This is a genomic window from Thauera sp. WH-2, assembly GCF_048321015.1.
Taxonomy (GTDB): domain Bacteria; phylum Pseudomonadota; class Gammaproteobacteria; order Burkholderiales; family Rhodocyclaceae; genus Thauera.
In genome coordinates, this window is the sequence record NZ_JBLWFG010000008.1 from 118,412 (window position 1) to 140,680 (window position 22,269).

Below are 22,269 nucleotides of genomic sequence, written 5' to 3' on the forward strand. Positions count from 1 at the left end.
GACTCACCGCCGAATCTGGCGCGAAAAGCCCTGTGGCTTGAAAACTATGGGGTCCAGTCGCCTTCAGGAATATCCACATCAAGAGTCATGCTCAGCACTTCGATACTCGCGGACCAATTGTGTCGACAGCGTCGACACAATCTGCTCGCCATACTCGGCGCGCTCGTTCTTGAGCACCTCGCTGCGGATGCGCAGGCCCACATGCCAGTACAGCATCGTCACCGCACTGTTGGCCGTTTGCGCGATGTGCTGACGGGCCTGTTCGATCAGGCCGCGCAGCTCGTTCAGCAGAAGGGTGTCGGGGGTGGTCGGCGCCGACATTTAGATGTCCAGGTTTCCCTGCGACCCCACATGCCCGGCCTCGCTCGCCCCGCGCTCCACGCCGCTCCAGGCGGTGATCAGCTCGTTGTAGGCGCGGGCGTCTTCGGCCCAGCCCTTACGCTCGCACAGGGTGTAGAGGCGGTAGGCGAGCGCGCGGATGGGCTCGGCGCGGGCGGGCATGCGGGCGAGCAGCGCGCCGGCGGCGGTTTCGCCGTCCTGGTTGAGGGCGCGGATCATCTGGTGCAGGGCTTCCCACACCGGCACGCGGGTGTCGGTTTCCGGGTTCCAGTCGCGCGGCATCTCGGCCCATTTCAACAGGCGCAGGTCGCCCTTGCCGGATTCGACCACGCCGGCGTCAGTCAGGCCGGTCACGCTGGTGCCCTTGGCGCGGGCGAGCACGTCGGCCTCGCCATACTTGCCGGTGGCCCAGCCCTGGCCCTCGAACCAGTGCAGGCAGAACTGGGTGTCGTGGTCGAAGTCGTCCTCGGCGAGGAAGCGGTTGATGAGCTGCAGCGCGGTGCGCACGCTCATCGGCTTGCCGTCGGCTTCGAGCACCGCGGCGTACTGGCTGAAGATCGCCATGCCGGGGCCGATGATGGCCTGCGACAGATCGACCGGCGCCACCGGGCTGTTGATGCCGCCGCGGGTCATGTCCATCAGCGCCTCGGGCAGCACGGCGTTGAGTTCGCGGATGAACTCGCGGCGGCTGACGGTGGCCGCATCGGCGTCGCGCTTTCGGCAGACGAGGACGATGCTGGAGGCGAGTGTGTTAGTCCCCGAGCTGATTGTCCGGCCCTCTCGTTCTGTACGCATCGGCCAAGTTCCAGTGAGAGCAAAGCCAGCACGGATCACTGCGTCGAGGAAGGTCTCCCAACCTGTGCTGGAGGTGCCCGTGTCGCTCTGCGTCTCGGCCTGCTTGAAAGCGTAGTAGATCGTTACCGGGAACCCCGGATGCGCTTGCTCCGCCAAGTTGTGGATGGCGCGGGTCATTCCATCCAAGAAGAAGGCTTCGGCTTCCTGCTTGCTGCCGTGACGGTAGGGGGTAGCAACCAGTTCTTCGGCTTTGGGCACGGCCAGCGTGGCGTACAGGGCCGGAAAAATCGGTCTCAGGCTCTTGCGCAGCCAGACATAGAAGAAGTCGGACAGGTCAGCGTAGCCGATGTTGTCGTAGTAGGGAGGGTCTGTTGAGACAACCTTGCCTGAACTTATGGATTGATCCTGGGCATTCGTGTGTATCACTGTGCCCACAGGGTGTGCCGGAAAACCGTCAAACGCTTTTTCGACCCAGCCAAGCGCGCTCGAAAAATTACCCGTTGAATCGGAGAATGGGTTCGCCTCGGCGAAGTCCCAGACCATCGGGAGAGCCTGACGAGCGAAGGTATTCCGAAGCGTGTCTCTTTGAGAAGTCCAACTAGTGAGAGACGAGTGCGAATCAGTCATGCGATCTGCAGCGAGCCCCAAATACACCCCCACTGCCTGCGCATACGCCGTCGCTCCGAGGCCACTAGCATCCAGTCCTGTGCCGTCATTGGCCATTCCCGCGATCAACGCGTCCTGACGGCACTTTTCGATGGCCTCCTGCACCAGATCGGAAAAGGTGGTCAGCGCCACTAGTTGGCGGGGGGTGAAGAGGTCGCCGTAGGTCTTCAGCCCGTAAAGTGGTGGCGAGAACCAGCGCGGATTCTCCGGCATCGCCACTTCAGGCTTCCATTCAGGCTGTGCGTCGCGCGCAATCGCTTCCTGCTCGGACGTGGGCGACAGATAAACACGACCACGCACACCCTCGGCCACAACTGCCATCAGCCGCGCACCCATCCGCCCGGCATTGGCCTCTGCGTAGATGTGCTTCGGCTCGATCGGCGTATCAGACAGCAGGCATTGGAAGTTCGCGCCCCGCCCGAGCTTGGTCCCATCCTTCGCACTCTCCGGCGGAGTCCCGACCTTCACCGTGAACCGGTAGCCATCCCCTTCGACCACCGGCGCCACATACGCCTCCTTGCCCGCCTTGCTCGACAGCACGAAGGTCGAGGCCAGCGGCACTTCGGCGTGGCTGAAGGCGGGGTTGGGACTCTTCACCGTGCGCGCCCACAGCCACGCGATCACGGTGAGCTTCTGGCCGAGCAGCGGCTTCAGATCCGGTCGCTCGGCGACCATCTCGGCGGTGACTTCGATCTTCGGGTACAGGTGGCCGATGCGCTTTTCCGCCTCCGCCCGCATCCAGGCGCCGTAGCGGCGCACGTCCTCGGCCAGACCCTTGGCGCCGGACCAGTCCTCGGCCAGCTTGCCCTGCTTGTCGCCGGGAATGCGCGGCCCCACTGGCGCATGGCCGGCAAAGCGCGGCGGGATCTCGATCATCGCCTTGTTGATGGTCACCGCCACCGGGTTGAGGTCGCTGGCGTAGCTCTCCAGCCCCAGGCGCTGCGCCTCCAGCGGCAGCGCGCCCCCGCCCGCGAAGGGGTCATGGAAGGCGGGCAGCTTGTCCGGGTTGAAGAGCTCGGCCGCCTGCGGATGACCCTTATTCAGCGCGCAGGTCTCGCGCCAGCTGTTCCAGATCTCCGCGCGGGCGCGAGCGAGCACCTCCTCGTTGTTGGTGTTCTCCCACTGCACGAGGTCTTCGATGATCTTGAACAGGCGCTCGCGCTCGATGGCGGCCTTTTCCTTGTTCACCCCGCGCCCCAGGTGGCGCTCGTAGCCGGGGTCATTGACCATCTGCGCAAAGATCACCGCCCGCGCCGCAGCCAGCGGCCGACGCGCCCACCACAGGTGCAGCGTGCTCGGGTGACCGTGGCGGATCGACTTCTCGCGCGCGGCAGCGACGTTGATGGCGTCGAGCGGCAGGGCGACTTCGATGAGTTTTTTGGGGGTTTTGATGGGGGTCATGCGGTTTCGCTTTGTCGTGTCAGCACATGCCTGATGGCAGTTGCGAAGGGCAGGTGTGCGGTGTTCTGAATTTCTTCCTGCAGCAGAGGAAGCCATTCGTTCTCGCTGAAGGTCACGGCCATCTCGGCGAAGGCTTCGGCGGTCTGGATGTAGCCAGCTACCTCGGATCGCCGGATCTGGTTCAGCGCGCCGTCGAGCCCCAGGATGCGAATGGTTTCTTTGGCACGCTGCTGGTCGTGTGGCGGCAAGTTCGCCCTGGGGCGAATGGCGCCGCTCGGAGTGAAGACGAAGAAGTCTTCCGGATCTTCCACATCCGGTTTAATCAGGTCCTGGTGTGGGTAGGCGCCACACTTGTCCTTATGGTCACCACAGGTGCCGGCGCGCTTGCATGAACCGAAGAGATTGAGCCAGTCGAAGGTGCCCTGCGGGTAGCGGCTGCGTTGGCGGAAATGCTCGATCTCGCGTTGGTTCTCGCAAATTGGGCCTTCGCAGTAGGCGCAGCGGTTGCCCTGCATGGCTATGAGCTTTTCCCAGATCGCCGCGCGCTCCACCTGTGTCGGGCAGGTGTTCGACCACATGTCCTGTCCATGCCGGTACTTTGTCAGGCCGTTAGGCGGCACGGGGTCGCGATAGAGTCGGTGCACGTCAGCCCTCCGTGTTACGAGGTATGCGGGGCAAACGCTGCGTGAAACCCTGCAGGCGGATCAGACGATCGCACTCGCGCATGACTGGGTGGTCCGCTCCGAAGTGCTCATTCAACCGGACCCGCATTGCCTTTCCTTTAGGCGCCTCATGCTGGTTCTGCTGAATCAGAGCTTGATACTCGGACAGCATTTCCGTTTCCGGGACCGCGGGTACGGGATCAACATTCATGATTCGGGCGAGCAGATCGGCGCTGGACACACCCAGGGTCTGTGTGGAAACGCTCTCGATCGCGCTAACTTGCTGACCGGTTGCAGGATCCATGGTTTGACGCAAAACTCGGATGCACGACGCGTCCACTCTTGAGAGTACCTGCGGACTGTGAGTGGTCACGATGAACTGCGTTTTCGTGAAGGTACGCATCAGGTCTGTCAAAACGCGCTGTTGCCATGAGGGGTGCAAATGGAGATCCACCTCGTCGATTAGTGCGATCGCAGGGAGATCCAGTGGATTCATGATCTGATTGCCATCGTCGACAAATCGACTGTTGGCCTGTGTCATCCGGCGGGCGAGATCCATGGCTAACCCGAGTACAACGCGATACCCATCGCTTAGTTGTGCGATCCGAAGCGTCAGCACTTCGCCGTTGCCTGCTGTGCGGTCGATCACGAACCGTAAGGGGCGAATTTCTGTGCGCGGGTTGCTGAACTCGGGTCCGAGCATTCGCAGGATGGCAGTTCGAACGGTCTGCAGTTCCGGAAGCCGATAGTCGAAGTCTCGACGAACCTCTTTCTCCCGCCGCTCTTGGTCCTCCATGGCGTTGAACCATTCAAATGCCGAGCGGAAGCTCGAGTCGGGCGCTAATGCACCCGCAAGTGCTTCAAACCGGCTGAACTGTTTGCGGAAGCCTCGACGACGTTGAACCTCGTCTCGGATCGCGCGGTTTGTCCCGTAGTAGGCAATTACGGGAAGAAGGTAGGCTTGCCCACCCGCTTCCGCATCGACCAACTGGTTAGCGAAGTCGTCGATCTGCTTCATACCCTTCTTGAGGATATCTTCGTACTCACCCACCAAGTTCCTGGATACACGCATGATCCTAGGGCTTGCCATATTCCGGCGGCCGGCAGCCCATTCGATGGGAGCGCCCTCCCGTGTCCTGGCTTTCCAGCCGATCATCATGAAGTGCGCAGGACGTTCATCACGCTCGATCCGAACATCTCCCTCCCGAATCGCTATCCCTGCGACCCCAGGGAGTTTCGTGAGGTAACGACCAAACCCGATGGCAATAGCATCCAGAACAGCAGTCTTGCCTGCGCCGTTCTCCGCAACGATGACCGTAAGATCGTCATTGAAGTCGATCGCCAAGTGCCGGAAACACCGAAAATTGTGAAGCAGCAATCGCTCTAGCTTCATAATGAAGACCTCGTCAGGCAGATCGGTACTGCCTCGATAAATCCTTGAAAGTCGGCGCGCAGCCCCAGCGGAAATCGCATCTCAGGCCCGGTGCATCCGCGATGGACATGTTTGCTTTTTTGTGATCGGCGCCTTCGATACGAAGAACAGGCGATACTTTAGCGGTCCCGAGCGGGATCATTCAGATGGCTCCTTTTCTGCTTCGCCATCCTCTTTCGACGGCCGTCGCGGAATCGTCCGCCGTAGCGATGCCGCTGACTCGGCAAGAAGATCGTGCTGAATCAGGTTCTCGACGATATCCATAACTGCGTTGACCTGGATTGCAGTCGGGTTGTGGGCCCGGTGCGCCGACGCGTGACCTGCCTCGACCGCAGCCTCGACAATCTCAAGGCTGCGGGTGGTGAGGTAGTTCTGCGCGACGAGCTGCCGGAGTCCGCCGGCAAAGCCACTGCTACCTTCCAGCTTTCTTGCCATGAAGAGGTCAATGACGGCGCGAAGGCCCATCATCGCGAGGCGTCGGCTGTCGGCATCAAGTGCCGTGTAGATTTCCTTCAATAGCCCGGCGTACTCCGACGGCAACTCATCGAACCATGTCGGTCTGCGCCGGGAAACACGGGGAGGGAAATACGTTTCTGACGGTCCATCCTCCGGGTCGTCTTCGGAGCACCAGATCGTGCGAAGAAGGGTGACTTCCTCACACCCCCTGCACTCCAGGAGCGTATGCGTTCTGCTCCAGCAAACCTCGATGCCGTACAGAGCGTCGACGAGCTCTGACTCACTTCGCCCCCGCACAAGGAGCACGTCATGCTTGGTCTCGTGTCCGCAGAGATTGCAGTGCGTCCAAGTAACTTTCGCCTCCTCGGTCATTCGCTCACCACCGGCTGAATCGTAGCCTTGGCCAACAACTGGCTCAGGTCAAGGTTGATGCTGGTCACAGCCCAGTCTGGCTCCTGCGCGAACGGGCGGCGAATGTAGTACGGACCTTCGACGTCGTCGCCATCGACGAGCACGACTGCCAGGATGAACTTGTCCGCTTGGTTGAGCCCGTAGAGGATCTCGTTGCGGGTGACGGTGATGGTGGTGGCGCCCTTGGCGCGCCCCTTGACCTCGATGTGGCGGGCGGGCTGTAGGCGGCCTTCGATCGGCCCCGGCAGGCTGGTGACGTCCCAGCCGCACTTTTGCGCGGACACGTCGATGACCTCATGACCGAGGGCGCGCTCGGCATCCATGACGGTCCGCATGGCGATGGCCTCGATGCGGGCTCGGGCGGCGGCGTCTGCGCTCCAGCCGGGTTCGCCACGACGTTGCAACAACAGCCCCTGGGGGATGACCAGCGCGCCGCCAACCACGGTGGGTGTGCTGGAAATGACATGGCGCATGGCCTGCAGCTCAGCGCTGCGGGTTTGCAGCCGGGCGGAGAGCTCGTCCAGGGTGCGCAGGGCGTTGTCGTAGTTGAGGCGCGGCTGCTTGCCAGCGGCGACGTCGTCCTTGAGCTTGATCGAGCGGTCCTGCCAGTAGTTGATCTCCTTCACCAGCCGTTCATGCACTGCGGCGAGCGTCTTGTCGACCTGCTGCACGCGGCGGGCGCGGACTTCCTCGAAGTGCTCTGGCACGAGATGAGTAGAGGCGTGGGTGAGCGCCCGCTGTTCGAGCTGGTTGGCGTGGCCGGTGGCGACCCAAGGGGCATCGAGCACGTCGCCGATGCGGGCGAGGTCGCCGGCGGCGATGGGTTCAAGGTCGAGGTGCGGCGCCCATCCGGCATGGATGGCCTCGCCTGCAGGGTCGATCTCCACGAACTGCATGCGGCGCGAGACGATGCGGTTTTGGTCCGCGCCTTCCTTAACGGCGTGATCGACGATGAACATCAGCCGCGGGGTGATCCCCAGGTCGGCCGGATCGACCAGCACCGCACCCTGCTTGAGCTTGTTGCGATGCTGCTCCAGAACGATGTCGGTGACGGCCTGCATCAGCGGATGGCCGGGGTGGAGGAGGCTCGCCATCCTGGCCTCGGCCCGGCCGGGCACGCGGACGTGGTCCTTCTCGAAGCAGACGCGCTCGTAGCGGCGCAGCACCGGCTCGTTGTAACGCCGGTCGCGGCCGGCGATCTGGCGGTCGCGCTCGCGGATGATGGCCGGCACGTGGGTGATCTCTGCGCGGCCGGCTTCGCGGGGACGCAGTTCGCCCCCGAGCAACTCGAACGCTTGGTTGAAGAAGGCGCGGATGAAATAGGGCTGCAGCTTGCGGGCTTCAGCCTTCTCCATCTCTTCCTTCACCGCGTAGAGTCGCTGCGGGTCCATGACCTCTTCGCACAGCGCGTTGCGGCGGATGATGTTCTGCAGGTGGTCGGTGTCGAGCGCGCCCTCGATCTTGCGGAAGAGTTCGGCCTTGCGCGCGGGGTCTTCGCCGTACTTGATGGCCTCGATGAGGAGCTCGCGGAGGCTCTTCTCCTCGAACACTTCGCCCAGGATGTCGAACACCCGCCCGCCGAGGGCCTTGCGCTCGACTTCCAGCTTGTCGAACAGGCGCTGGAAGACGTCGCCTTCGCGGGTCTCGTTGGCAACCATGTTCCACAGGTGGCAGATCTCGGTCTGACCGATACGGTGGATGCGGCCGAAGCGCTGCTCGATGCGGTTGGGGTTCCAGGGCAGGTCGTAATTGACCATGAGGTTGGCGTTTTGCAGGTTCACGCCTTCGCCGGCCGCATCCGTGGCGATGAGCACGCGCACCACCGGGTCGTTGCGAAAGAGCTCCTGGACCTTGCGCCTGTCCTCGCGTTTGACGCCACCGTGGATGACCACCACCGCCTCTTCGCTGCCGAGCACGCCGCGGATCTTCACGGCGAGGTAGTTCAGGGTGTCGCGGTGCTCGGTAAAGACGATGAGCTTGCGCTGGCGACCGTCCGCATCGTGCATCTCGGGCGTGTCCTGCAGCAGGCGCGAGAGTTCATCCCACTTGCGGTCCTGGCCGGAATGCACCACTTGGCGGGCCTGCTCTTCCAGCCCTTCGAGGATGACGATCTCGGCCTGCAGCTCGACGATGGTGCGCGCGGCGGTGGCCTGATCGACGACGGACTCCTCGAACTCTTCGTAGTCTTCCGGGGCGAGGTTGTCGGGGGCATCCCAGATGTCTTCGCCGGCGCCGTTGGTGAACACGCTGTTGGCGAGCACTTCGCCGCGCTGGCGCAGCTTCTCTTCTTCGACCCGACGTTGCAGTTTGGTCCGGCGACGGCGCAGCGACTGGTAGATCGCCTCCGGGCTGGAGGCGAGCCGGCGCTGCAGCGCGGTGAGCGCAAAACCGACCGTGCCGCGGCGGGCACCGTCTTCGAGCTGGTCGGCGCGGTTCATCTCGGTCTTCACGTAGTCGGTGACGGCGCCGTACAGCGCGGCTTCGAGATCCGAGAGGCGGTAATTGACCGTGTAGGCGCGGCGCTCGGGAAAGAGCTTGGTGCCGTCGAAACGCAGCATCTCTTCCTTGACCATGCGGCGCATGAGGTCGGACACATCCACCTTGTGTGCGCCGTCGCGGAACTTGCCGAAGAAGCGATCGGAATCGAGCAGCGACAGGAAGAGCTGAAAGTCCTCTTCCTTGCCGTTGTGCGGCGTCGCCGTCATCAGCAAGAAGTGGCGCGTGATGCTGCCAAGCAGCTCGCCGAGCTGAAAGCGCTTGGTCTTGTTGATCTTGTTTCCGAAGTAGTTGGCCGAGAGCTTGTGCGCTTCATCGACCACCACCAGATCCCAGCGCGTGAGCTGGAGCTTCTGCAGCAGGTCATCGTTGCGCGAGAGCTGATCGACCCGGGCCACCAGCAGGTCGGTGTCCTCGAACGGGTTGCCGCTGGCGCTGTTCTCGACGAGGTCGCGACCGAAGATGCGGAACTCCAGCCCGAACTTCTCGCGCATCTCGTCCTGCCACTGCTCCACAAGGCTGCCCGGGGCGACGATGAGCACGCGGCGGGCGTCGGCGCGCATCAGGAGCTCGCGGATGAACAGGCCTGCCATGATCGTCTTGCCCGCGCCGGGGTCATCCGCCAGCACGTAGCGCAGCGGCTGGCGTGGCAACATGGACTCGTAGACCGCGGTGATCTGGTGCGGCAGCGGTTCGACGTTTGAGGTATGCACCGCCATCATCGGGTCGAACAGATGCGCGAGGTTAATCCGCCAAGCTTCGGCGGCGAGCTTGAACGCTTCGCCGGGCGCATCGAAGGCCCAGGGGCGGCCTTCTTCGGCGACAGCCAGGTTGGCCTCGTCGCTGCGGAACACCATGCGTTCGCCGAAGCGTCCGTCAGCCGTCTTGTAAACCACCGTGAGCGCATCAGGGCCGACCGGCTCAGTGGCGACGACGCGGACGATCTGGCCCATCTCGATACCAACCAGCGCGGTGTTCGGGGTGATCTGTTCGAGCTTGAGCATGGATGGTCGGGAGAGCGTGGTTGGGTGCGGAGGATGGACTCGGCATTATACCGATCGCAACCATGGCCCATGGCGGAGCAAGGCTGGACGAGTTGCCGCATGCACTCACGTTGTTTCGGCGTGATCACGAAGCGGCAGCCGTCACGCGCGTGGATCCGCTTTGCCCCGCGGATTTTGGTGGATACCGGGCTGGATACCGAAGCCAAGATTACCGTGAATTTTGTGGTAACCGAGGTGGTAACTGGCCCTGTGGTAACCAACTACCTGCTGACTGACGTTATGCCTCCGGGCTCAAGTCCTCCGAGACAATGGCGTCCTCGCGCGAGCAGGTCGCTGAAGCTCGATTTCCGTGCGTACTGCCGTGCGTACCGCGCTGTGCGTACTTCAGGGTTGGTCGCCCGCGGCGAGCTACTCCTCGTGAATACGCTTCAGTGCCGCCCGGTGCTCCCTCAAGGCCCGAGCGAGCACCCGCAGCTCTGCGCGCAGCCCGCCTTTGAAGGCATTACGCGAAGAGGCGGCTTTACCCTCAGCCGTGGTCGGCCCCGCTGCCTGCGCCCACGGTTTCCAAGTGCGGATCAACTCTGCCTGTCGTGCCCGCCGCTCCGGCGTCCAACCGTTTGCCATCACTGCTCTCCAATAGTTCGTTCTGCAGAGTTTCGGTTTTTCTCGCGCGACCGCCGGGCATCGTGCCGTTGTTGTTGATCTGCTGCGGGCCGGTCGTCAGGTTCGCCTGCTTCGCGATCAGCACCGGCGGGCTCTTGATCGCAGCGAGCGCTTCGAGCGTCGAGCGACTCTGTGATTGAGCGCGCAGTGCGAGCTTGAGGAAGGTCTCGAAGTTGGGCATGTATTCGGCGCTGAAGGCACGTTCCGTCAATCTGGCAAACAGGGTCTGCAGCGCCGTGGCTTGCCCGACGAGCATCGCCTCGACCTGGGTCAGATCCCCGGCATTGACCACCTTTGCCTGCTCACGGAGTTGGTCGATCAGCGTCGGGACATCTACGGCCTCGCCGAGCCCCACCTTCGTATCGGTGGCATTCAGGACGCGATGGGCCGCGAGTTCAGGGCTGGTGTAGATCTGGGCGAACTTGCGCGCGAGGGTGACTTGGTCGGCGTCCTTGGCGACTTCGATCTGTACGTCCTTGCGGGGAAAGTCCGTGCTGGCTGCGGTTTTGGTGCGCGTCGGCTTCTTGGTCGAGCTCATGTCTTCTTTCTCCTGCTTCGGCTATTCGAGCGGCTCGACGTCAGCGCCCGCCCAGACTAATCTCACTTCCGCTTCGGTCGCCCCCTGTGGGCAGGCAACCGTGAAGGCCGCGCGCCACGGCGGGCGGATGATCCAGATGCGATGCAGGCCGGCGAGGCGCTTCTGTACCTCGCGGAGGACTGCGGCACGGTGCTGGCGCAGGCGGGGTGCCCACTCCTTCACTGCCGCGTGGTCACCACGCAGGCCGACGCGATTTCCCTTTAGCACAAAGGTCACGCCAGACTTCGCGGCCTGTTCGACAAGGTCGGTCACAGCCATTCGTCGGCCTCCTCCGCTTCTTCTCCCAGAACGGGGGGTTCTTCCGCAACACCGCCACAACCCAGCAATGGCAAGCGTTCTAGCGTTGCGGCAGCGTTTTGTGTGGCTGCAAGTTGCGGGGCGACCGCAACGCTCAATCCCGGTGTCGGCACGGCTTGTGCCGTTGTGGCGGGAGAATGGGCTGTGGCAGCAACGTAGCGCGCGAAGGCGTCATCGAAGTCGCTGAGCATGTAGCCTTTGGGGGTGGTGTGGCCGATACGCACGGTTCTGGAAATGATCTTGAACTCGTGCAAGCGCTTGGCCAGTTGCTTGGCCGTCATCGGCTTTCCACGGTTGAATGCAGCCCACGACTTTTCGTCATCTGCGCACAGCGCCTCAAGCAGTTGTCCGGTGCTGATTCGGTCGACACGCTTGTGATCGAAGATCTCGCGGATGTCTTCCAGCAGCTCTTGGCCGACAGACTTGGCATCATCAGCGGCGCCTGATAGCGCAATGGCTGCCAGACGAGCCAGTTCCGGCCAGCGGCCCCCCGCAACATCGGCGATCGCAAGCAGGAACTCCCAGTTGTCGGCAGCGCGGTCGTTGAGCACATCGGGGATGCTCGGACGATGCGCACCGAAGCGGTCTTGGTTGTCCTTCGCGAACCGAACGATGCGCTGGGTGATCCGCTCAAAGCCGCGACGATCCGCATGGCGCAGCTTTTCGGCTGATTCCCCAGGAAGTTTTCGGCGCAGCTCGATAATGATGCTGCGGTCGTGCAGGGTCGTCGATTGACCGCCAATGCTGGCAATGGCCTTCGCCCCCCAGGTCGAGAACTTTCTCGGCTCGAAGTCTTCGCCCACGGTACGAATGACAAATGCAGTCGGGCGAGTGTGGCCACTGTTGATGATGCCGTTCAGCTCGGGAGAGTCCTTCAGGAACATATCGGCTTCGTCGATCAGCAGCGTGGGTGCCCACGCCTCGATACTGCGGAATAGCGCCGGCGCGGTGATGTTGGCAGCTGGCAGCGCGCGGTATGACAGGCGTTGGATCAGGCTCAGGGCCGTTGTCTTGCCGCACCGCTTCTCTGCCGACTTCAGCATCAGGATCGGCGCCACCTCAGCGGCGTCGATTGCATGCGTGAAGACGATCCACAGGGCCATTGCGTGATCTGCGTGCTTGGGCGCCACCAGATAGCGCCTGATCAGCGCTGACAGGTCGTCGAGCAACTCGCCACCGTCCACCGGCAACGCCCATGGCGTGACCTCAGGGAACAGTACTGCGTTGCCTGCGGCGTCGTCAGCCACAGCGCGCTGATCCTTGACCAGCCTGTCGAGGATCGCGGCACGCGCGCCAATCTGCTTGGCGGCCTCACTGCGGCGTAGCTCGTACTCCACAAGCGGCAGCGCGGCGAGCTCTGCGATAAGCGCCTCATGGTCGTCGGGCTGCGCCTGATCGAGTGCGCATGCAGCCATCTGATCCAAGAAGCTTTGGCCGTTGTCGAGGTGGTTATCCATGACGGACTCCTGCGAGAGTCAGTCCGGTCTGGATCCGACCGACGGCGACAGCCAGACGATCGCGGTCCGCACCGGTCAGAGCAGCGCTGCTGCGGATGGCTGCGGCTGCCGCGAGGATCACCAGTGCCTCGAAAGCGAGCGCGCGAAGCACATCCGCAGCCGGGAAGGGACGGCGCTCCCGCGGCAGATGTCCGTCCACACGTTCGGGGAACAGATCCTCGATGCTGAGCCCGATCGCGGCGAGGATGTTCTGCGTCGGCTCGCCGCCGAAGTCGTGGAGCAGGAGGCGACCATCGTCCAGTTCGCGCCACGTGCCCGACATCGTCCTGTCACGGCGCGTCGGGACGCGGAAGACGCCGTGGTCGCGGCCGGTAGTCTTGTGGTCGACGAGACTCAAGAACTTGTCGCGAGGACTCATTACATGACCCCCATGAGCAGCACACCGGCCACGAACGCTAGCGCGACCAACCCGAGCAACTCGGCCAGGATGTAGCCGGAGGTCTTGCGCTTCCAGCCGCGTTTCAGTTTGCGACTCAGGCGCGCGGGCTTCGCGAGATCGAACCAGCCCAGGGACGGGGGATGTGCGGGGGCGTCCTGCTGTTTGTCTTGATAGCGGTGGCGCGGCGGGGGCGGAAGGCTTTTCTTGCTCATGGCCTTCCCCTTACGCGCGGTTGCGGGCCTGGGCGACGCGATCAGCCAACCATGCGTCGATCTCGTGCTCAAGCCAGCCGACGGAGCGTGCGCCCAAGGGGATCGGTGCCGGGAAATCACCGCGCTTGATGCGGTCGTACATGGTCGAGCGCGGCAGCCCAGTGCGGCCCTCGACCTCACGGCGTTTGATGATGCGGGGATGTACTTCTGCGATTGCGGCCATTTTCATTCCTCATATGTCGAAGGAAGTCCGAAACGCTCCGTTGCGTTCGGTATGGCTCGCTTTGTATTGCCAGACTGCACCCTATGGGCAATAGCCAAAGGGCTTGGGGTAGTGGCCCTTTTTCACCCTCAGGGTAGGCTGAGCCCCGCGTCATTGCTGGGCTTCAGCCCTCAGGGTAAAAGTTACTTTTTACGCAGACTGTCGGGACGGGTGACGGCATCCAGCGCCTTCGCCTCCGCGTTCGTGAGTCCGTACTTCTTCGCCAAAGTGGGAATCAACGTCTCCTGCTTTTCCCATGCGCCACCCGATTGCGCAGCCGCGATCCAGTCCGGCAGCAGACGAAACAAGCGGGTGTCATGTAGCGTCCACGCAAGCGGCACTGCACCGTCCTCAACCTCCTTCAGCAGTGCAACACGGTCTCGCTCAAGCTCTGCAATCCGCGCTCGTGCATGGCCCAGTTGCCGCTCGGTTATCGCCAGTGCTTCACGCAACCCTGCGTCTGTCGTCGGCATGGCGGCAGTCGGCTCTCCCGGCAGCGGGTAGGGAATGGACGGATTCCTCGATGCGCACCATGCAGCCAAGTCAGGCAGACGAACCTCCCAAGCGCTGGGAGTGCCATCGCCATTCAGGTCTGCGGCTACCGCCTTCAACGATCCAGATCTACAAGCTCGGTGAACGATGCTCTTCCAGTGAGAAAGCACAGACTGCTCCTCCTCCGACAACCAGCCGGGTGCGGACAGGTCTATATCGGCAATCGCTGCGGCCACCTCCGTATCAGTCAGATAGTCGGCGACAGCAAAGCGCAATTTCCACTCTGGCCAGTCCGTCCGCTGTAGCTGGACGGACTCGACGTCGCCGACGGCAATCCCCGCCTCAGCAAGCAATGGCAGGATGTCCGAACGCCGGAATCCAACACGGTCGAGAATATCGTCAGAATGGGATGTCATCTAAGTCCTCAAAACTTGGCGCGCTGCTTCCGGTATTCCCCCAGCGAACAAGCCTTTCCTTAACCCCGTCGCGTTCCTTTTTGCTCGAACTGGTGCAGCCAAACGCAGGAGTCCATTCGCACAACGACAGCCGACTCCATGCGGGATGTCGCGCAAGGCTCGCTGACACGACCGCTGCGGCCTGCTGCTCGGTCTTCCCTGTCGCCTGCGCGATCAGCGCCACAAGCTGCCGGATCGAGATGAAGTCTTCCCGCTCTTTGTCGGGATCAATCATGTATGCCCCCTTCGGCACAGCCCTTGTGTGGGTGCCGCGTCAGCCCAGCAAGGGAACTTGGTTTTCGGCCGCTGGGATCAGCATCGGCCTAGGCGCGGCAGAACTCAAATCAGGCGATCATGCCGCCCTGTTTGGCAGCGCGATAACGTCCGCGCCGGCCTTCAGCCGGTCGAGATAGTCCGCCCACTTCTGCATCATCGCCTTGCGGTCCTTCAGAAACTTCGTCCGGTTGTAGGCTTCACCCAGCGCATCCGGTACGCGGTGCGCCAGTTGATGCTCGATCACATCGCGGTCGACACCGAGCTCTTCATGCAGGATGGTGCGCGCCATCGCCCTGAATCCATGCCCGGTGATCTCGGTCTTGGTGTCGTAGCCCATGCGCCTCAGCGCCGCGTTAATGGTGGCGTCGGACATGGATTTCTTCGGGTCTCGCCCGACGAACACATGCTGGCGGTGGCCAGTCAGCGGGTGCAGGTCTTTGAGGATCGCCAGCGCCTGCTGAGATAGCGGAACGATGTGTTCGCGCCGCCGCTTCATGCGCTCGGCAGGGATGCGCCATTCTTCGCGCTCGAAGTCGATCTCGGCCCACTGCGCTCCGCGCAGCTCACCAGGACGGACAAAGACCAGAGGCGCCAGCCTCAGCGCCGACTTAACAATGAGCGTGCCCTTGAAGGCGTCCATCGTTCGCAATAGCGCCCCCACTTCTGCCGGGCTGGTGATCGCCGCGAAGTGCTCCGCCTTGGGTTTCTTCACCACTCCGCGGAGATCTGCCGTCGGATCGCGCTCGGCACGTCCCGTCGCGACCGCGTAACGCATGGCTTGGCCGATGTTCTGCTTCGCCCGGTATGCAGTATCCGCCGCACCTCTATCTGCGATGCGCTGGCAGCAGGTCAGCACGTCCATGGGCTTGATGTCCGCCACCGGCATCTTGCCCAGCCAGGGGAACACATCCTTCTCCAGCCTGCTGATGACCTTCTCGGCATGGCCGGCTGCCCATCCAGACGACACGCGCTCCTTCTCGAACCACTCGCGCGCGGTTGCCTCGAAGGTGTGCTCGACCTGAGCGATACGCTCCGCTTTCTCGGTCTTGCGCGCTTCGCTCGGGTCGACGCCCGCGGCGATAAGTTCTCTTGCGTCATCGCGTCGAGCGCGCGCTGCCTTGAGTGACACCTCAGGGTACGCCCCCAAGGCCAGCAACTTTTCCTTGCCGTCGACCCGGTACTTGAGCCGCCACAGCTTTCCGCCGCTCGGCGTCACGAGGAGAAAAAGACCCTTCTCGTCGGCGTGCTTGCGCGCTTTCGCCTCGGGCTTGAGCGCCTTGATCTGCGTGTCGGTCAGGGGCATTTGGGGGTATCTCCGGCTGGGGGTACGCTGGCTTTCGCCTCATACCCCCAACTGTACCCCCACTCACTTCCGGCTTCCACCAGACCTTTTCGGACTACTCTGGACGTAAAAAAGCCCGGAACCCTTGATTTCATTGGGGTTTCCAGGCTTTCTCGGACTACTTTGGAAGTGTTCGTGGTGGACCGAAGGAGGATCGAACTCCCGACCTCTGCATTGCGAATCCAAAAACACCGTCCCTATATCATTGCCCCTTGGCGTCATAAGCGCATATTTGCCACAATACTGCCACACTCCGATCGAAAGTCACACTGACGAATGGCAACCATACGCAAGCGCGGCCCCTACCAGTGGGAAGTCCAGATCCGCCGCAAGGGCTACCCACCGCAGAACAAGACCTTCAACACCAAGGCCGAAGCCGACGCCTGGGCGGCGATGACCGAATCCGAGATGGCCCGCGGTGTGTGGATCAGCCGCGGCGAGGCCGAGGACACCACGCTGGAAGAAGCGCTCGACCGCTACGAGAACGAGATCCTCCCCGGCAAGAAGGGGGCTGAGCCGGAACGCTCCGTCATCCGCACCTGGCGCGCACTGAAGCTCGCCAAGCGCGCCCTCGCCTCCATCCGCAGCACCGACGTCGCCGCCGCTCGAGACGAGTGGCTCAAGCTCTACAAACCAGCCACCGTGCTGCGCCGGCTGGCCGTGTTGTCCCATCTGTTCAGCATCGCGCGCAAGGAGTGGGGCATGGAGAGCTTGTCGAACCCCGTCGAACTGGTGCGCAAGCCGCAAGCCAACAACGCGCGTACGCGGCGTATCGCAGAGGTCGAACAAACGACCGTCGAATCGTCGGACGAAGCAGACCAAGGCCGCGGCGCCGACGAAGGTGAGCTCGAGCGCATCGTCGCCGCCACCGGCTCCACCCTCCTCCCCTCGATCATCTGGCTGGCGGTCGAGACGGCAATGCGCCGGGGCGAGATCGTCGACCTGCGCTGGGAACACGTCGACCTCAAGCGTCGCGTCGCCCACCTCCCAGCGACGAAGAACGGCAGTGCCCGCGACGTGCCCCTATCGACAAAGGCGGTCGCCACGCTGCAAACCCTGCGCGACAAGCGTGCCAATCGGGACGCCAGGGTGACGGGGCGTGTGTTCAGCATCCGCAGCGATGCCGTCACGCGGGCGTTCGAGCGCGCTGTTGCGCGGGCGCGGAAGCTCTACGTCGAAGAGTGCCGCGAAGCACAGCAGCGGCCAGACGAGCGCTTTCTGACCGATCTGCGGTTCCATGATCTTCGGCACGAGGCGACCTCGCGCCTGGCATCGATTTTTCCGATGCACGAGCTGACGAAGATCACAGGACACAAGGATCCGCGGATGCTGATGAGGTACTACCATCCGAGGGCAGAGGATTTGGCGAAGCGGCTCGATTGACCCCCTCTCACGTAAGCGTAGTACGTGTCCTCATCATTACGCAACGTCGAATCTTTACTTATGAACCGGCTCTTAGTCTACATTCATCACTAATACACTGCTGCCAGAAATGATTCATAGACTCTTTACCCGCCCCCGAAAGAAAATCTACCTCCCTTATCGCTTTACAAGGGAAACGATGTATCCCTTCATCTCTGAAATAATCGATAGCAGCGGCGAATTAATTGAAACAAAAATAGACCTAGACTTTAGTCGACTTCAATTCATTGAGCCAACAGGAGTCACTGTTCTCAGCAACACCATTGAACTTGCAAAAAAATCAGGCAGCGACATCAACTTTAGCAACTATTCAACCTCAGTCGACGCAATAAATTATCTTGATGACTCGCTTTTCTTCGAACGCTATACCGGCAAACCGCTTAAAGGCGGAGCGCACTTACGGTCAACCACAGCTCAGCTAACTTTGGTCTCCCACAAGAACAGCTTTAGCTGGATCGAAAGCGATCTGATACCATGGATCTCTGACATTGTCGGCACAAAAAAAACGTCACTTGCAAGCATAAAAGTGTGTTTTCAAGAGATATTCAACAACATCAAAGACCACTCGAGTGAAGACATCGGCTGCATTTTCGGACAGCACTACCCAAAGAAAAAGGAGCTTCAGATTGCAATATCTGACTTTGGCGTTGGCATTCCATCCAACGTTCAGAAGATTGACCCAAAATTAAGCGATGGAGAGTGCATAAAGCTGGCATCACAGGAGGGTTTCACGACAAGAACCGGAAAGAACAACCGGGGAGCCGGGCTAGACATTCTTATAAAGAACGTCGTCCAAAACAACGGCGGAAGCCTGATTATTCACTCCGGCAGTGGAATACTAAGCTGCACACAAGAAGGAAGAAAAGCAAAGAAAACGGCAAGAACTAGCTCGGGACACTACCCCGGAACACTTCTTCAGGCAACTTTCAAAACGGATCAGTTTTTTTACTTTGAAGACCAAGATGAAGATGAGGTTTTCGAATGGTGAAAATTGAAGTAGTGAGAATCTCCCCTCGCTGCTACACAAACGAAGATGGAGATAAGATTCATCAACACATCTACCCTTTACTAAAAAAAGGCGAGTTGGTAGAGCTATCCTTTAAAGGAATCGACGTTATCCCCTCGTCTTTTGCAAACACCGCGCTAATATCACTGCTCGAGCACTTCGATTTTGAATATCTTAAAACACATCTTTTCTTTAAAGAAACATCTCGCCAAATTAACGACATGATCAGAACAAGATTCTCTTTTGAGGTATCTCGCCGTGCAAACCAGAAAGACTCCAGCGAATAACCCCCTGCAAGCCGGTCATCTTAAACCAGGACAAAAAGCCCCACCTATTTCACCTAAATAGAAGATCAACCAATATTCTAATTAAACCCATAAATGGCTCTATCAGTAATACTGCCGGATATAACTGAACGCCTTCTCGAACAGCTCCTCGTCCGCGTGCAGCTTGTACTTGAACAAGGCCTTTCTCAGCGCCTTCTTCACTTCCCGCTCGCCCGCCTGCGTCCCCTGCCATCCCGGGAAGCGCACCAGGCGCACGATCTCGTCAATGTCCGCCACCACGCGCTCGACAATGATCGGGGTCTCGGGGGTCTTCACCTCGTTGAATAGCGCGGTCAGCGCGGCCTTGCCACGATCCTCGTCTTCCTCGGGCGGGGTCTCCCTTTCGGCCTGCAGGGTTTCCTTGGCGATCTGCAGCAGCTGCTTGAGGAAGTCGACGCTGTTGATCTGGCCGGACTCGAAGCGCTCCTTGAGCGCATCCAGGCGCTCGGACAAATCCTTGAACTTCGGATTGCCCTGGTGCTTGCGCAGCCGGCGCTTGAGCTTGATCTCGATCTCCTTCGCCTTCTTCGGGTCGGGGTTCGACAGCACGGCTTCGAGCAGGTCGGCGTCGAGCACCAGGGTGTCGAGGTCGTCGCGAATGGTGTCGACATGCACGTTCTGGTGGATCAGCTCGATGGTCTTGGCGCCGAGCGAGTGCCAGATCAGCTTGCCGTGGCCGCTCGACGGCTGCACCGACTGGTAGATCTGCGACAGCCACTTGTAGTCGGTCTCGTACTGGCCGAGCATCGGGTCGGGCGACAGTGCCTCCCAGATGCGCGCGAGCACGCTGTATTCGGAGGCGAAGGCGTCGCGGGTGTCGTTGTTGGGCAGGCACTGTTGGGCGGCGATCAGGCCTTCATAGCCTTGCTGGCTGCGGTCGACGCCGGGGAAGAAGGCGAGGCATTTCTGCATCGCCTCGGGCAGCTTGTCCTTCAGCTCCTGGATGTTGCTGATGACCTGCTTCACGCTCTGGTCGTCGAACTCCAGGGCGGCGGCCACGTCGTCGAAGATGCCCAGGTAGTCGACGATGAGGCCGTGGGTCTTCTGCTCGGAATAGGTGCGGTTCACCCGGCAGATCGCCTGCAGCAGCGTGTGATCGCGCAGCGGCTTGTCGAGGTACATCGCCTGCAGGATGGGGGCGTCGAAGCCGGTGAGCAGCTTGGCGGTGACGATGATCAGCTTGAGCGGGTCGGCTGGGTCGCGGAAGCGGTCGAGCAGGCGCTCTTCCTCGTCGCGGCTGCGGTCGTAGCGGGCGTATTCGGGGCGCTCCTTGCGGTCGCCCGGCTGCACCGACATGACGATGTCGGTCGCCTCGGCGGGCAGCAGCTTGTCGAGCTCGGCCTTGAACAGCAGGCAGGACTCACGATCGAAAGTCACGATCTGGCCCTTGAAGCCGTTGGGCTCCACCTTGCTCTGGTAGTGCTGGACGATGTCCTCGCAGATGCGGCGGATGCGCTCGGGCGTCTTCACCAGCACCGCCATCTTGGCGGCGGTCTTGGCGAGGTTGTCGCGGTCGAGGTCGGACAGGCCGCCGGTCAGGTCCTTGTAGGCCTCGTCGATCGCGGCCTTGTCGATGTGCAGGTCCACCAGCCGCGGCTCGAAGTGCAGCCGCAGCGTGGCGCCATCGCGGATCGACTCCTCGAAGCCGTAGCGGCTCAGGTAGCCCTTCTCATCCTCGTCGGCCCCGAAGGCGTAGAAAGTGTTGCGGTCGGCGCGGTTGATCGGCGTGCCGGTGAGACCGAACAGGAAGGCGTTGGGCAGTGCCTCGCGCATCTTGCGGCCGAGGTCGCCTTCCTGGGTGCGGTGGGCCTCGTCGACCAGGGCGATGATGTTGCTGCGCTCGTTCAGCGCCCCGGCTTTCCCGTTTGGCGTTTCGCCGAACTTGAAGATCGTCGTGATGATGATCTTGCGCACGTCCTGCGCCAGCAGTTGTTGCAGCTTCTCGCGCGAGTCGGCCTTTTCCAGGTTGGGGATGTCGGCGCCGGTGAAGGTGCCGGTGATCTGTGTGTCGAGGTCGATCCGGTCCACCACGATCAGCACCGTGGGGTTCTTCAGCCGCGGGTGCATACGCAGCTTCTGCGCCGCGAACACCATCAGCAGCGACTTGCCCGAGCCCTGGAAATGCCAGATCAGGCCCTTCTTCGGCTGGCCCGCCAGCACGCGCTCGACGATCTTGTTGGCCGCCTCGTACTGCTGGTAACGGCAGATGATCTTGATGCGGCGCTTCTTCTTGTCGGTGGCGAACAGCGTGAAGCTGGCGAGGATGTCGAGCACCACCTGCGGCCGCAGCATGCTTTCCACCGACTGCCGCAGCGACTTCAGCGGATGCGTCTGGCCGCGCGCATCGTCCGTCCCGCCATCCAGGTTCCACGGCCCCCAGTCCTTAACCGGCAGGCCGATCGAGCCGTAGCGGAACTCCTTGCCCTCGGTCGCCACCGAAAACACGTTGCAGACGAACAGCTCGGGGACGAATTTCTCGTAGTCCTCATGCACCTGCAGCGCGCCATCGACCCAGCTGATGCACTTCTTAACCGGCGTCTTGGCCTCGATCAGCACCAGCGGCAAGCCATTGACCAGCAGCACCAGGTCGGCGCGGCGCTCGGCGGGGCCGGCGCGGAAGGTGAATTGACGAGTCAGGACGAAGTCGTTGCGCGCCAGGTCGTCGAAGTCGATCAGCCGTACCGGCACATGCGCGTTGTTCGGCCCGAAGGGCATCGAGCGCTCGCCGCGCATCCAGGCGGCCATTTCCTCGTTGGCGCGGATCAGGCCGTCGGAACGCACCGACAGCACGATGGCGCGCAGCTTGTAGAGGACTTCATCGGCCAGATCGGGCCGGGCGGCGATTTCGGGGTTGAGGCGGATGAGGGCGTCGCGCAGCCAAGGTTCGACGAGGAGTTCGTGGGGCTGGCGGGGGATGTCGGCGGGAGTAGCGAAGTGCCAGCCGATGCCCTTGCGGCCAAGGCCGTAGCCGGCTTGAGGCTCCTGAGCCGTGTTCGTCAGACCCGCCTTGACCTCGTTGGTGAGTAGATCGAGGACGTAGGCTTCAACGGTATTGGATTCAGTGAACGACATTGCAGATTTCCCGGTCCAAGAACTTGCGCTTCATTTCAGCTGCCTGCTCATATCGGCGCCGAATCTCAGCCCTCGCTTGTACCAACGTGTCAATGCCAGCCACTGCTGCTTTCTGATCTTCCAGTGCCGGTGTCGGCATTACGAATCCTTTGATCATCGCCAGATTCAGATTCGGTTGTGCAGCGCCCTGCGCCATCGCACGGAGTGACTGGTATTTACTAGCCAAGTAGTAATACACAAACCATGGGTCAAAATCTTCGCTTGGAAAAATCGCTGCGCAGGCTTGGT

Annotated in this window: 20 protein-coding genes; 3 read left to right on the forward strand and 17 right to left on the reverse strand. The window is 61.7% G+C overall.

Annotation, left to right across the window (positions count from 1 at the left end):
* Positions 1-78: 78 nt before the first annotated feature.
* The 15 genes from ACNKW1_RS13390 to ACNKW1_RS13460 form a co-directional block, all read right to left on the reverse strand.
* Positions 79-321 (reverse strand): DUF1016 N-terminal domain-containing protein, encoded by a 243-nt coding sequence (locus ACNKW1_RS13390; protein ID WP_418365095.1) that lies wholly within the window; start codon positions 319-321, stop codon positions 79-81.
* Positions 322-3,201, reverse strand: coding sequence for a DUF1156 domain-containing protein (locus tag ACNKW1_RS13395; RefSeq protein ID WP_418365096.1), 2,880 nt, complete (start codon positions 3,199-3,201; stop codon positions 322-324).
* Positions 3,198-3,845, reverse strand: coding sequence for a retron Ec78 anti-phage system effector HNH endonuclease PtuB (gene ptuB / locus ACNKW1_RS13400; RefSeq protein WP_418365097.1), 648 nt, complete (start codon positions 3,843-3,845; stop codon positions 3,198-3,200). Before ptuB ends, ACNKW1_RS13395 begins: the two co-directional genes overlap by 4 nt.
* A gap of 1 nt (position 3,846) precedes the next feature.
* Complete coding sequence (locus ACNKW1_RS13405; protein ID WP_418365098.1) at positions 3,847-5,256, reverse strand: AAA family ATPase; 1,410 nt, start codon at positions 5,254-5,256, stop codon at positions 3,847-3,849.
* A gap of 177 nt (positions 5,257-5,433) precedes the next feature.
* On the reverse strand, positions 5,434-5,811 hold the full coding sequence (locus ACNKW1_RS13410; RefSeq protein ID WP_418365099.1) for a DUF4145 domain-containing protein: 378 nt from the start codon (positions 5,809-5,811) through the stop codon (positions 5,434-5,436).
* Positions 5,812-6,119: 308 nt separating this feature from the next.
* Positions 6,120-9,662, reverse strand: a complete 3,543-nt coding sequence (locus ACNKW1_RS13415; RefSeq protein ID WP_418365100.1) for a helicase-related protein — start codon at positions 9,660-9,662, stop codon at positions 6,120-6,122.
* A gap of 526 nt (positions 9,663-10,188) precedes the next feature.
* Positions 10,189-10,863 carry a hypothetical protein gene (locus ACNKW1_RS13420; RefSeq protein ID WP_345794657.1) on the reverse strand — a complete coding sequence of 225 codons (675 nt, stop codon included), beginning with the start codon at positions 10,861-10,863 and terminating at the stop codon, positions 10,189-10,191.
* Positions 10,864-10,884: 21 nt separating this feature from the next.
* A complete protein-coding gene (locus tag ACNKW1_RS13425) occupies positions 10,885-11,181 on the reverse strand; it encodes a hypothetical protein (RefSeq protein WP_418365101.1) in 297 nt (98 codons plus the stop codon).
* The gene (locus tag ACNKW1_RS13430; protein ID WP_418365102.1) at positions 11,172-12,677 is read right to left on the reverse strand and encodes a DUF3631 domain-containing protein; all 1,506 of its coding nucleotides are present in this window, start codon (positions 12,675-12,677) and stop codon (positions 11,172-11,174) included. Before ACNKW1_RS13430 ends, ACNKW1_RS13425 begins: the two co-directional genes overlap by 10 nt.
* On the reverse strand, positions 12,670-13,095 hold the full coding sequence (locus tag ACNKW1_RS13435; RefSeq protein WP_418365103.1) for a hypothetical protein: 426 nt from the start codon (positions 13,093-13,095) through the stop codon (positions 12,670-12,672). The genes ACNKW1_RS13430 and ACNKW1_RS13435 overlap by 8 nt, the downstream gene beginning before the upstream one ends.
* Complete coding sequence (locus ACNKW1_RS13440) at positions 13,095-13,328, reverse strand: hypothetical protein (RefSeq protein ID WP_418365104.1); 234 nt, start codon at positions 13,326-13,328, stop codon at positions 13,095-13,097. The genes ACNKW1_RS13435 and ACNKW1_RS13440 overlap by 1 nt, the downstream gene beginning before the upstream one ends.
* A 10-nt stretch (positions 13,329-13,338) precedes the next feature.
* Entirely contained in the window at positions 13,339-13,551 is a 213-nt protein-coding gene (locus ACNKW1_RS13445; protein WP_288091891.1) for a helix-turn-helix transcriptional regulator, read from the reverse strand.
* A gap of 182 nt (positions 13,552-13,733) precedes the next feature.
* Positions 13,734-14,498, reverse strand: a complete 765-nt coding sequence (locus tag ACNKW1_RS13450; protein ID WP_418365105.1) for a hypothetical protein — start codon at positions 14,496-14,498, stop codon at positions 13,734-13,736.
* Positions 14,482-14,772: a hypothetical protein gene (locus ACNKW1_RS13455; RefSeq protein ID WP_418365106.1), complete on the reverse strand. Its 291-nt coding sequence runs from the start codon at positions 14,770-14,772 to the stop codon at positions 14,482-14,484. The genes ACNKW1_RS13450 and ACNKW1_RS13455 overlap by 17 nt, the downstream gene beginning before the upstream one ends.
* 117 nt (positions 14,773-14,889) lie before the next feature.
* Positions 14,890-16,116 carry a tyrosine-type recombinase/integrase gene (locus ACNKW1_RS13460; RefSeq protein ID WP_418365107.1) on the reverse strand — a complete coding sequence of 409 codons (1,227 nt, stop codon included), beginning with the start codon at positions 16,114-16,116 and terminating at the stop codon, positions 14,890-14,892.
* A gap of 315 nt (positions 16,117-16,431) precedes the next feature.
* On the opposite strand from ACNKW1_RS13460, the gene ACNKW1_RS13465 reads away from it, so the two are divergent.
* The 3 genes from ACNKW1_RS13465 (at position 16,432) to ACNKW1_RS13475 (ending at position 18,870) form a co-directional block, all read left to right on the forward strand.
* Positions 16,432-17,538 carry a site-specific integrase gene (locus tag ACNKW1_RS13465; RefSeq protein WP_418365108.1) on the forward strand — a complete coding sequence of 369 codons (1,107 nt, stop codon included), beginning with the start codon at positions 16,432-16,434 and terminating at the stop codon, positions 17,536-17,538.
* Between the two features lie 178 nt (positions 17,539-17,716).
* Positions 17,717-18,565, forward strand: coding sequence for a hypothetical protein (locus ACNKW1_RS13470; RefSeq protein WP_418365109.1), 849 nt, complete (start codon positions 17,717-17,719; stop codon positions 18,563-18,565).
* Positions 18,559-18,870 carry an STAS-like domain-containing protein gene (locus ACNKW1_RS13475; protein ID WP_418365110.1) on the forward strand — a complete coding sequence of 104 codons (312 nt, stop codon included), beginning with the start codon at positions 18,559-18,561 and terminating at the stop codon, positions 18,868-18,870. The genes ACNKW1_RS13470 and ACNKW1_RS13475 overlap by 7 nt, the downstream gene beginning before the upstream one ends.
* A 102-nt stretch (positions 18,871-18,972) precedes the next feature.
* On the opposite strand, the gene ACNKW1_RS13480 is transcribed toward ACNKW1_RS13475, so the two are convergent.
* Positions 18,973-21,981 (reverse strand): type I restriction endonuclease subunit R, encoded by a 3,009-nt coding sequence (locus ACNKW1_RS13480; protein WP_418365111.1) that lies wholly within the window; start codon positions 21,979-21,981, stop codon positions 18,973-18,975.
* Positions 21,968-22,269 (reverse strand): restriction endonuclease subunit S (locus ACNKW1_RS13485; protein WP_418365112.1); only part of this gene is annotated, 302 nt, incomplete at its 5' end. The genes ACNKW1_RS13485 and ACNKW1_RS13480, both read right to left, overlap by 14 nt.

Excerpts from the sequence above, each read along its gene's own strand:
- ACNKW1_RS13390 (WP_418365095.1), bottom strand. The coding sequence starts at position 321 with ATGTCGGCGCCGACCACCCCCGACACCCTTCTGCTGAACGAGCTGCGC.
- ACNKW1_RS13395 (WP_418365096.1), bottom strand. The coding sequence starts at position 3,201 with ATGACCCCCATCAAAACCCCCAAAAAACTCATCGAAGTCGCCCTGCCG.
- ACNKW1_RS13405 (WP_418365098.1), bottom strand. The coding sequence starts at position 5,256 with ATGAAGCTAGAGCGATTGCTGCTTCACAATTTTCGGTGTTTCCGGCAC.
- ACNKW1_RS13415 (WP_418365100.1), bottom strand. The coding sequence starts at position 9,662 with ATGCTCAAGCTCGAACAGATCACCCCGAACACCGCGCTGGTTGGTATC.
- ACNKW1_RS13420 (WP_345794657.1), bottom strand. The coding sequence starts at position 10,863 with ATGAGCTCGACCAAGAAGCCGACGCGCACCAAAACCGCAGCCAGCACG.
- ACNKW1_RS13425 (WP_418365101.1), bottom strand. The coding sequence starts at position 11,181 with ATGGCTGTGACCGACCTTGTCGAACAGGCCGCGAAGTCTGGCGTGACC.
- ACNKW1_RS13430 (WP_418365102.1), bottom strand. The coding sequence starts at position 12,677 with ATGGATAACCACCTCGACAACGGCCAAAGCTTCTTGGATCAGATGGCT.
- ACNKW1_RS13435 (WP_418365103.1), bottom strand. The coding sequence starts at position 13,095 with ATGAGTCCTCGCGACAAGTTCTTGAGTCTCGTCGACCACAAGACTACC.
- ACNKW1_RS13440 (WP_418365104.1), bottom strand. The coding sequence starts at position 13,328 with ATGAGCAAGAAAAGCCTTCCGCCCCCGCCGCGCCACCGCTATCAAGAC.
- ACNKW1_RS13445 (WP_288091891.1), bottom strand. The coding sequence starts at position 13,551 with ATGGCCGCAATCGCAGAAGTACATCCCCGCATCATCAAACGCCGTGAG.
- ACNKW1_RS13450 (WP_418365105.1), bottom strand. The coding sequence starts at position 14,498 with ATGACATCCCATTCTGACGATATTCTCGACCGTGTTGGATTCCGGCGT.
- ACNKW1_RS13455 (WP_418365106.1), bottom strand. The coding sequence starts at position 14,772 with ATGATTGATCCCGACAAAGAGCGGGAAGACTTCATCTCGATCCGGCAG.
- ACNKW1_RS13460 (WP_418365107.1), bottom strand. The coding sequence starts at position 16,116 with ATGCCCCTGACCGACACGCAGATCAAGGCGCTCAAGCCCGAGGCGAAA.
- ACNKW1_RS13465 (WP_418365108.1), top strand. The coding sequence starts at position 16,432 with ATGGCAACCATACGCAAGCGCGGCCCCTACCAGTGGGAAGTCCAGATC.
- ACNKW1_RS13470 (WP_418365109.1), top strand. The coding sequence starts at position 17,717 with ATGTATCCCTTCATCTCTGAAATAATCGATAGCAGCGGCGAATTAATT.
- ACNKW1_RS13475 (WP_418365110.1), top strand. The coding sequence starts at position 18,559 with ATGGTGAAAATTGAAGTAGTGAGAATCTCCCCTCGCTGCTACACAAAC.
- ACNKW1_RS13480 (WP_418365111.1), bottom strand. The coding sequence starts at position 21,981 with ATGTCGTTCACTGAATCCAATACCGTTGAAGCCTACGTCCTCGATCTA.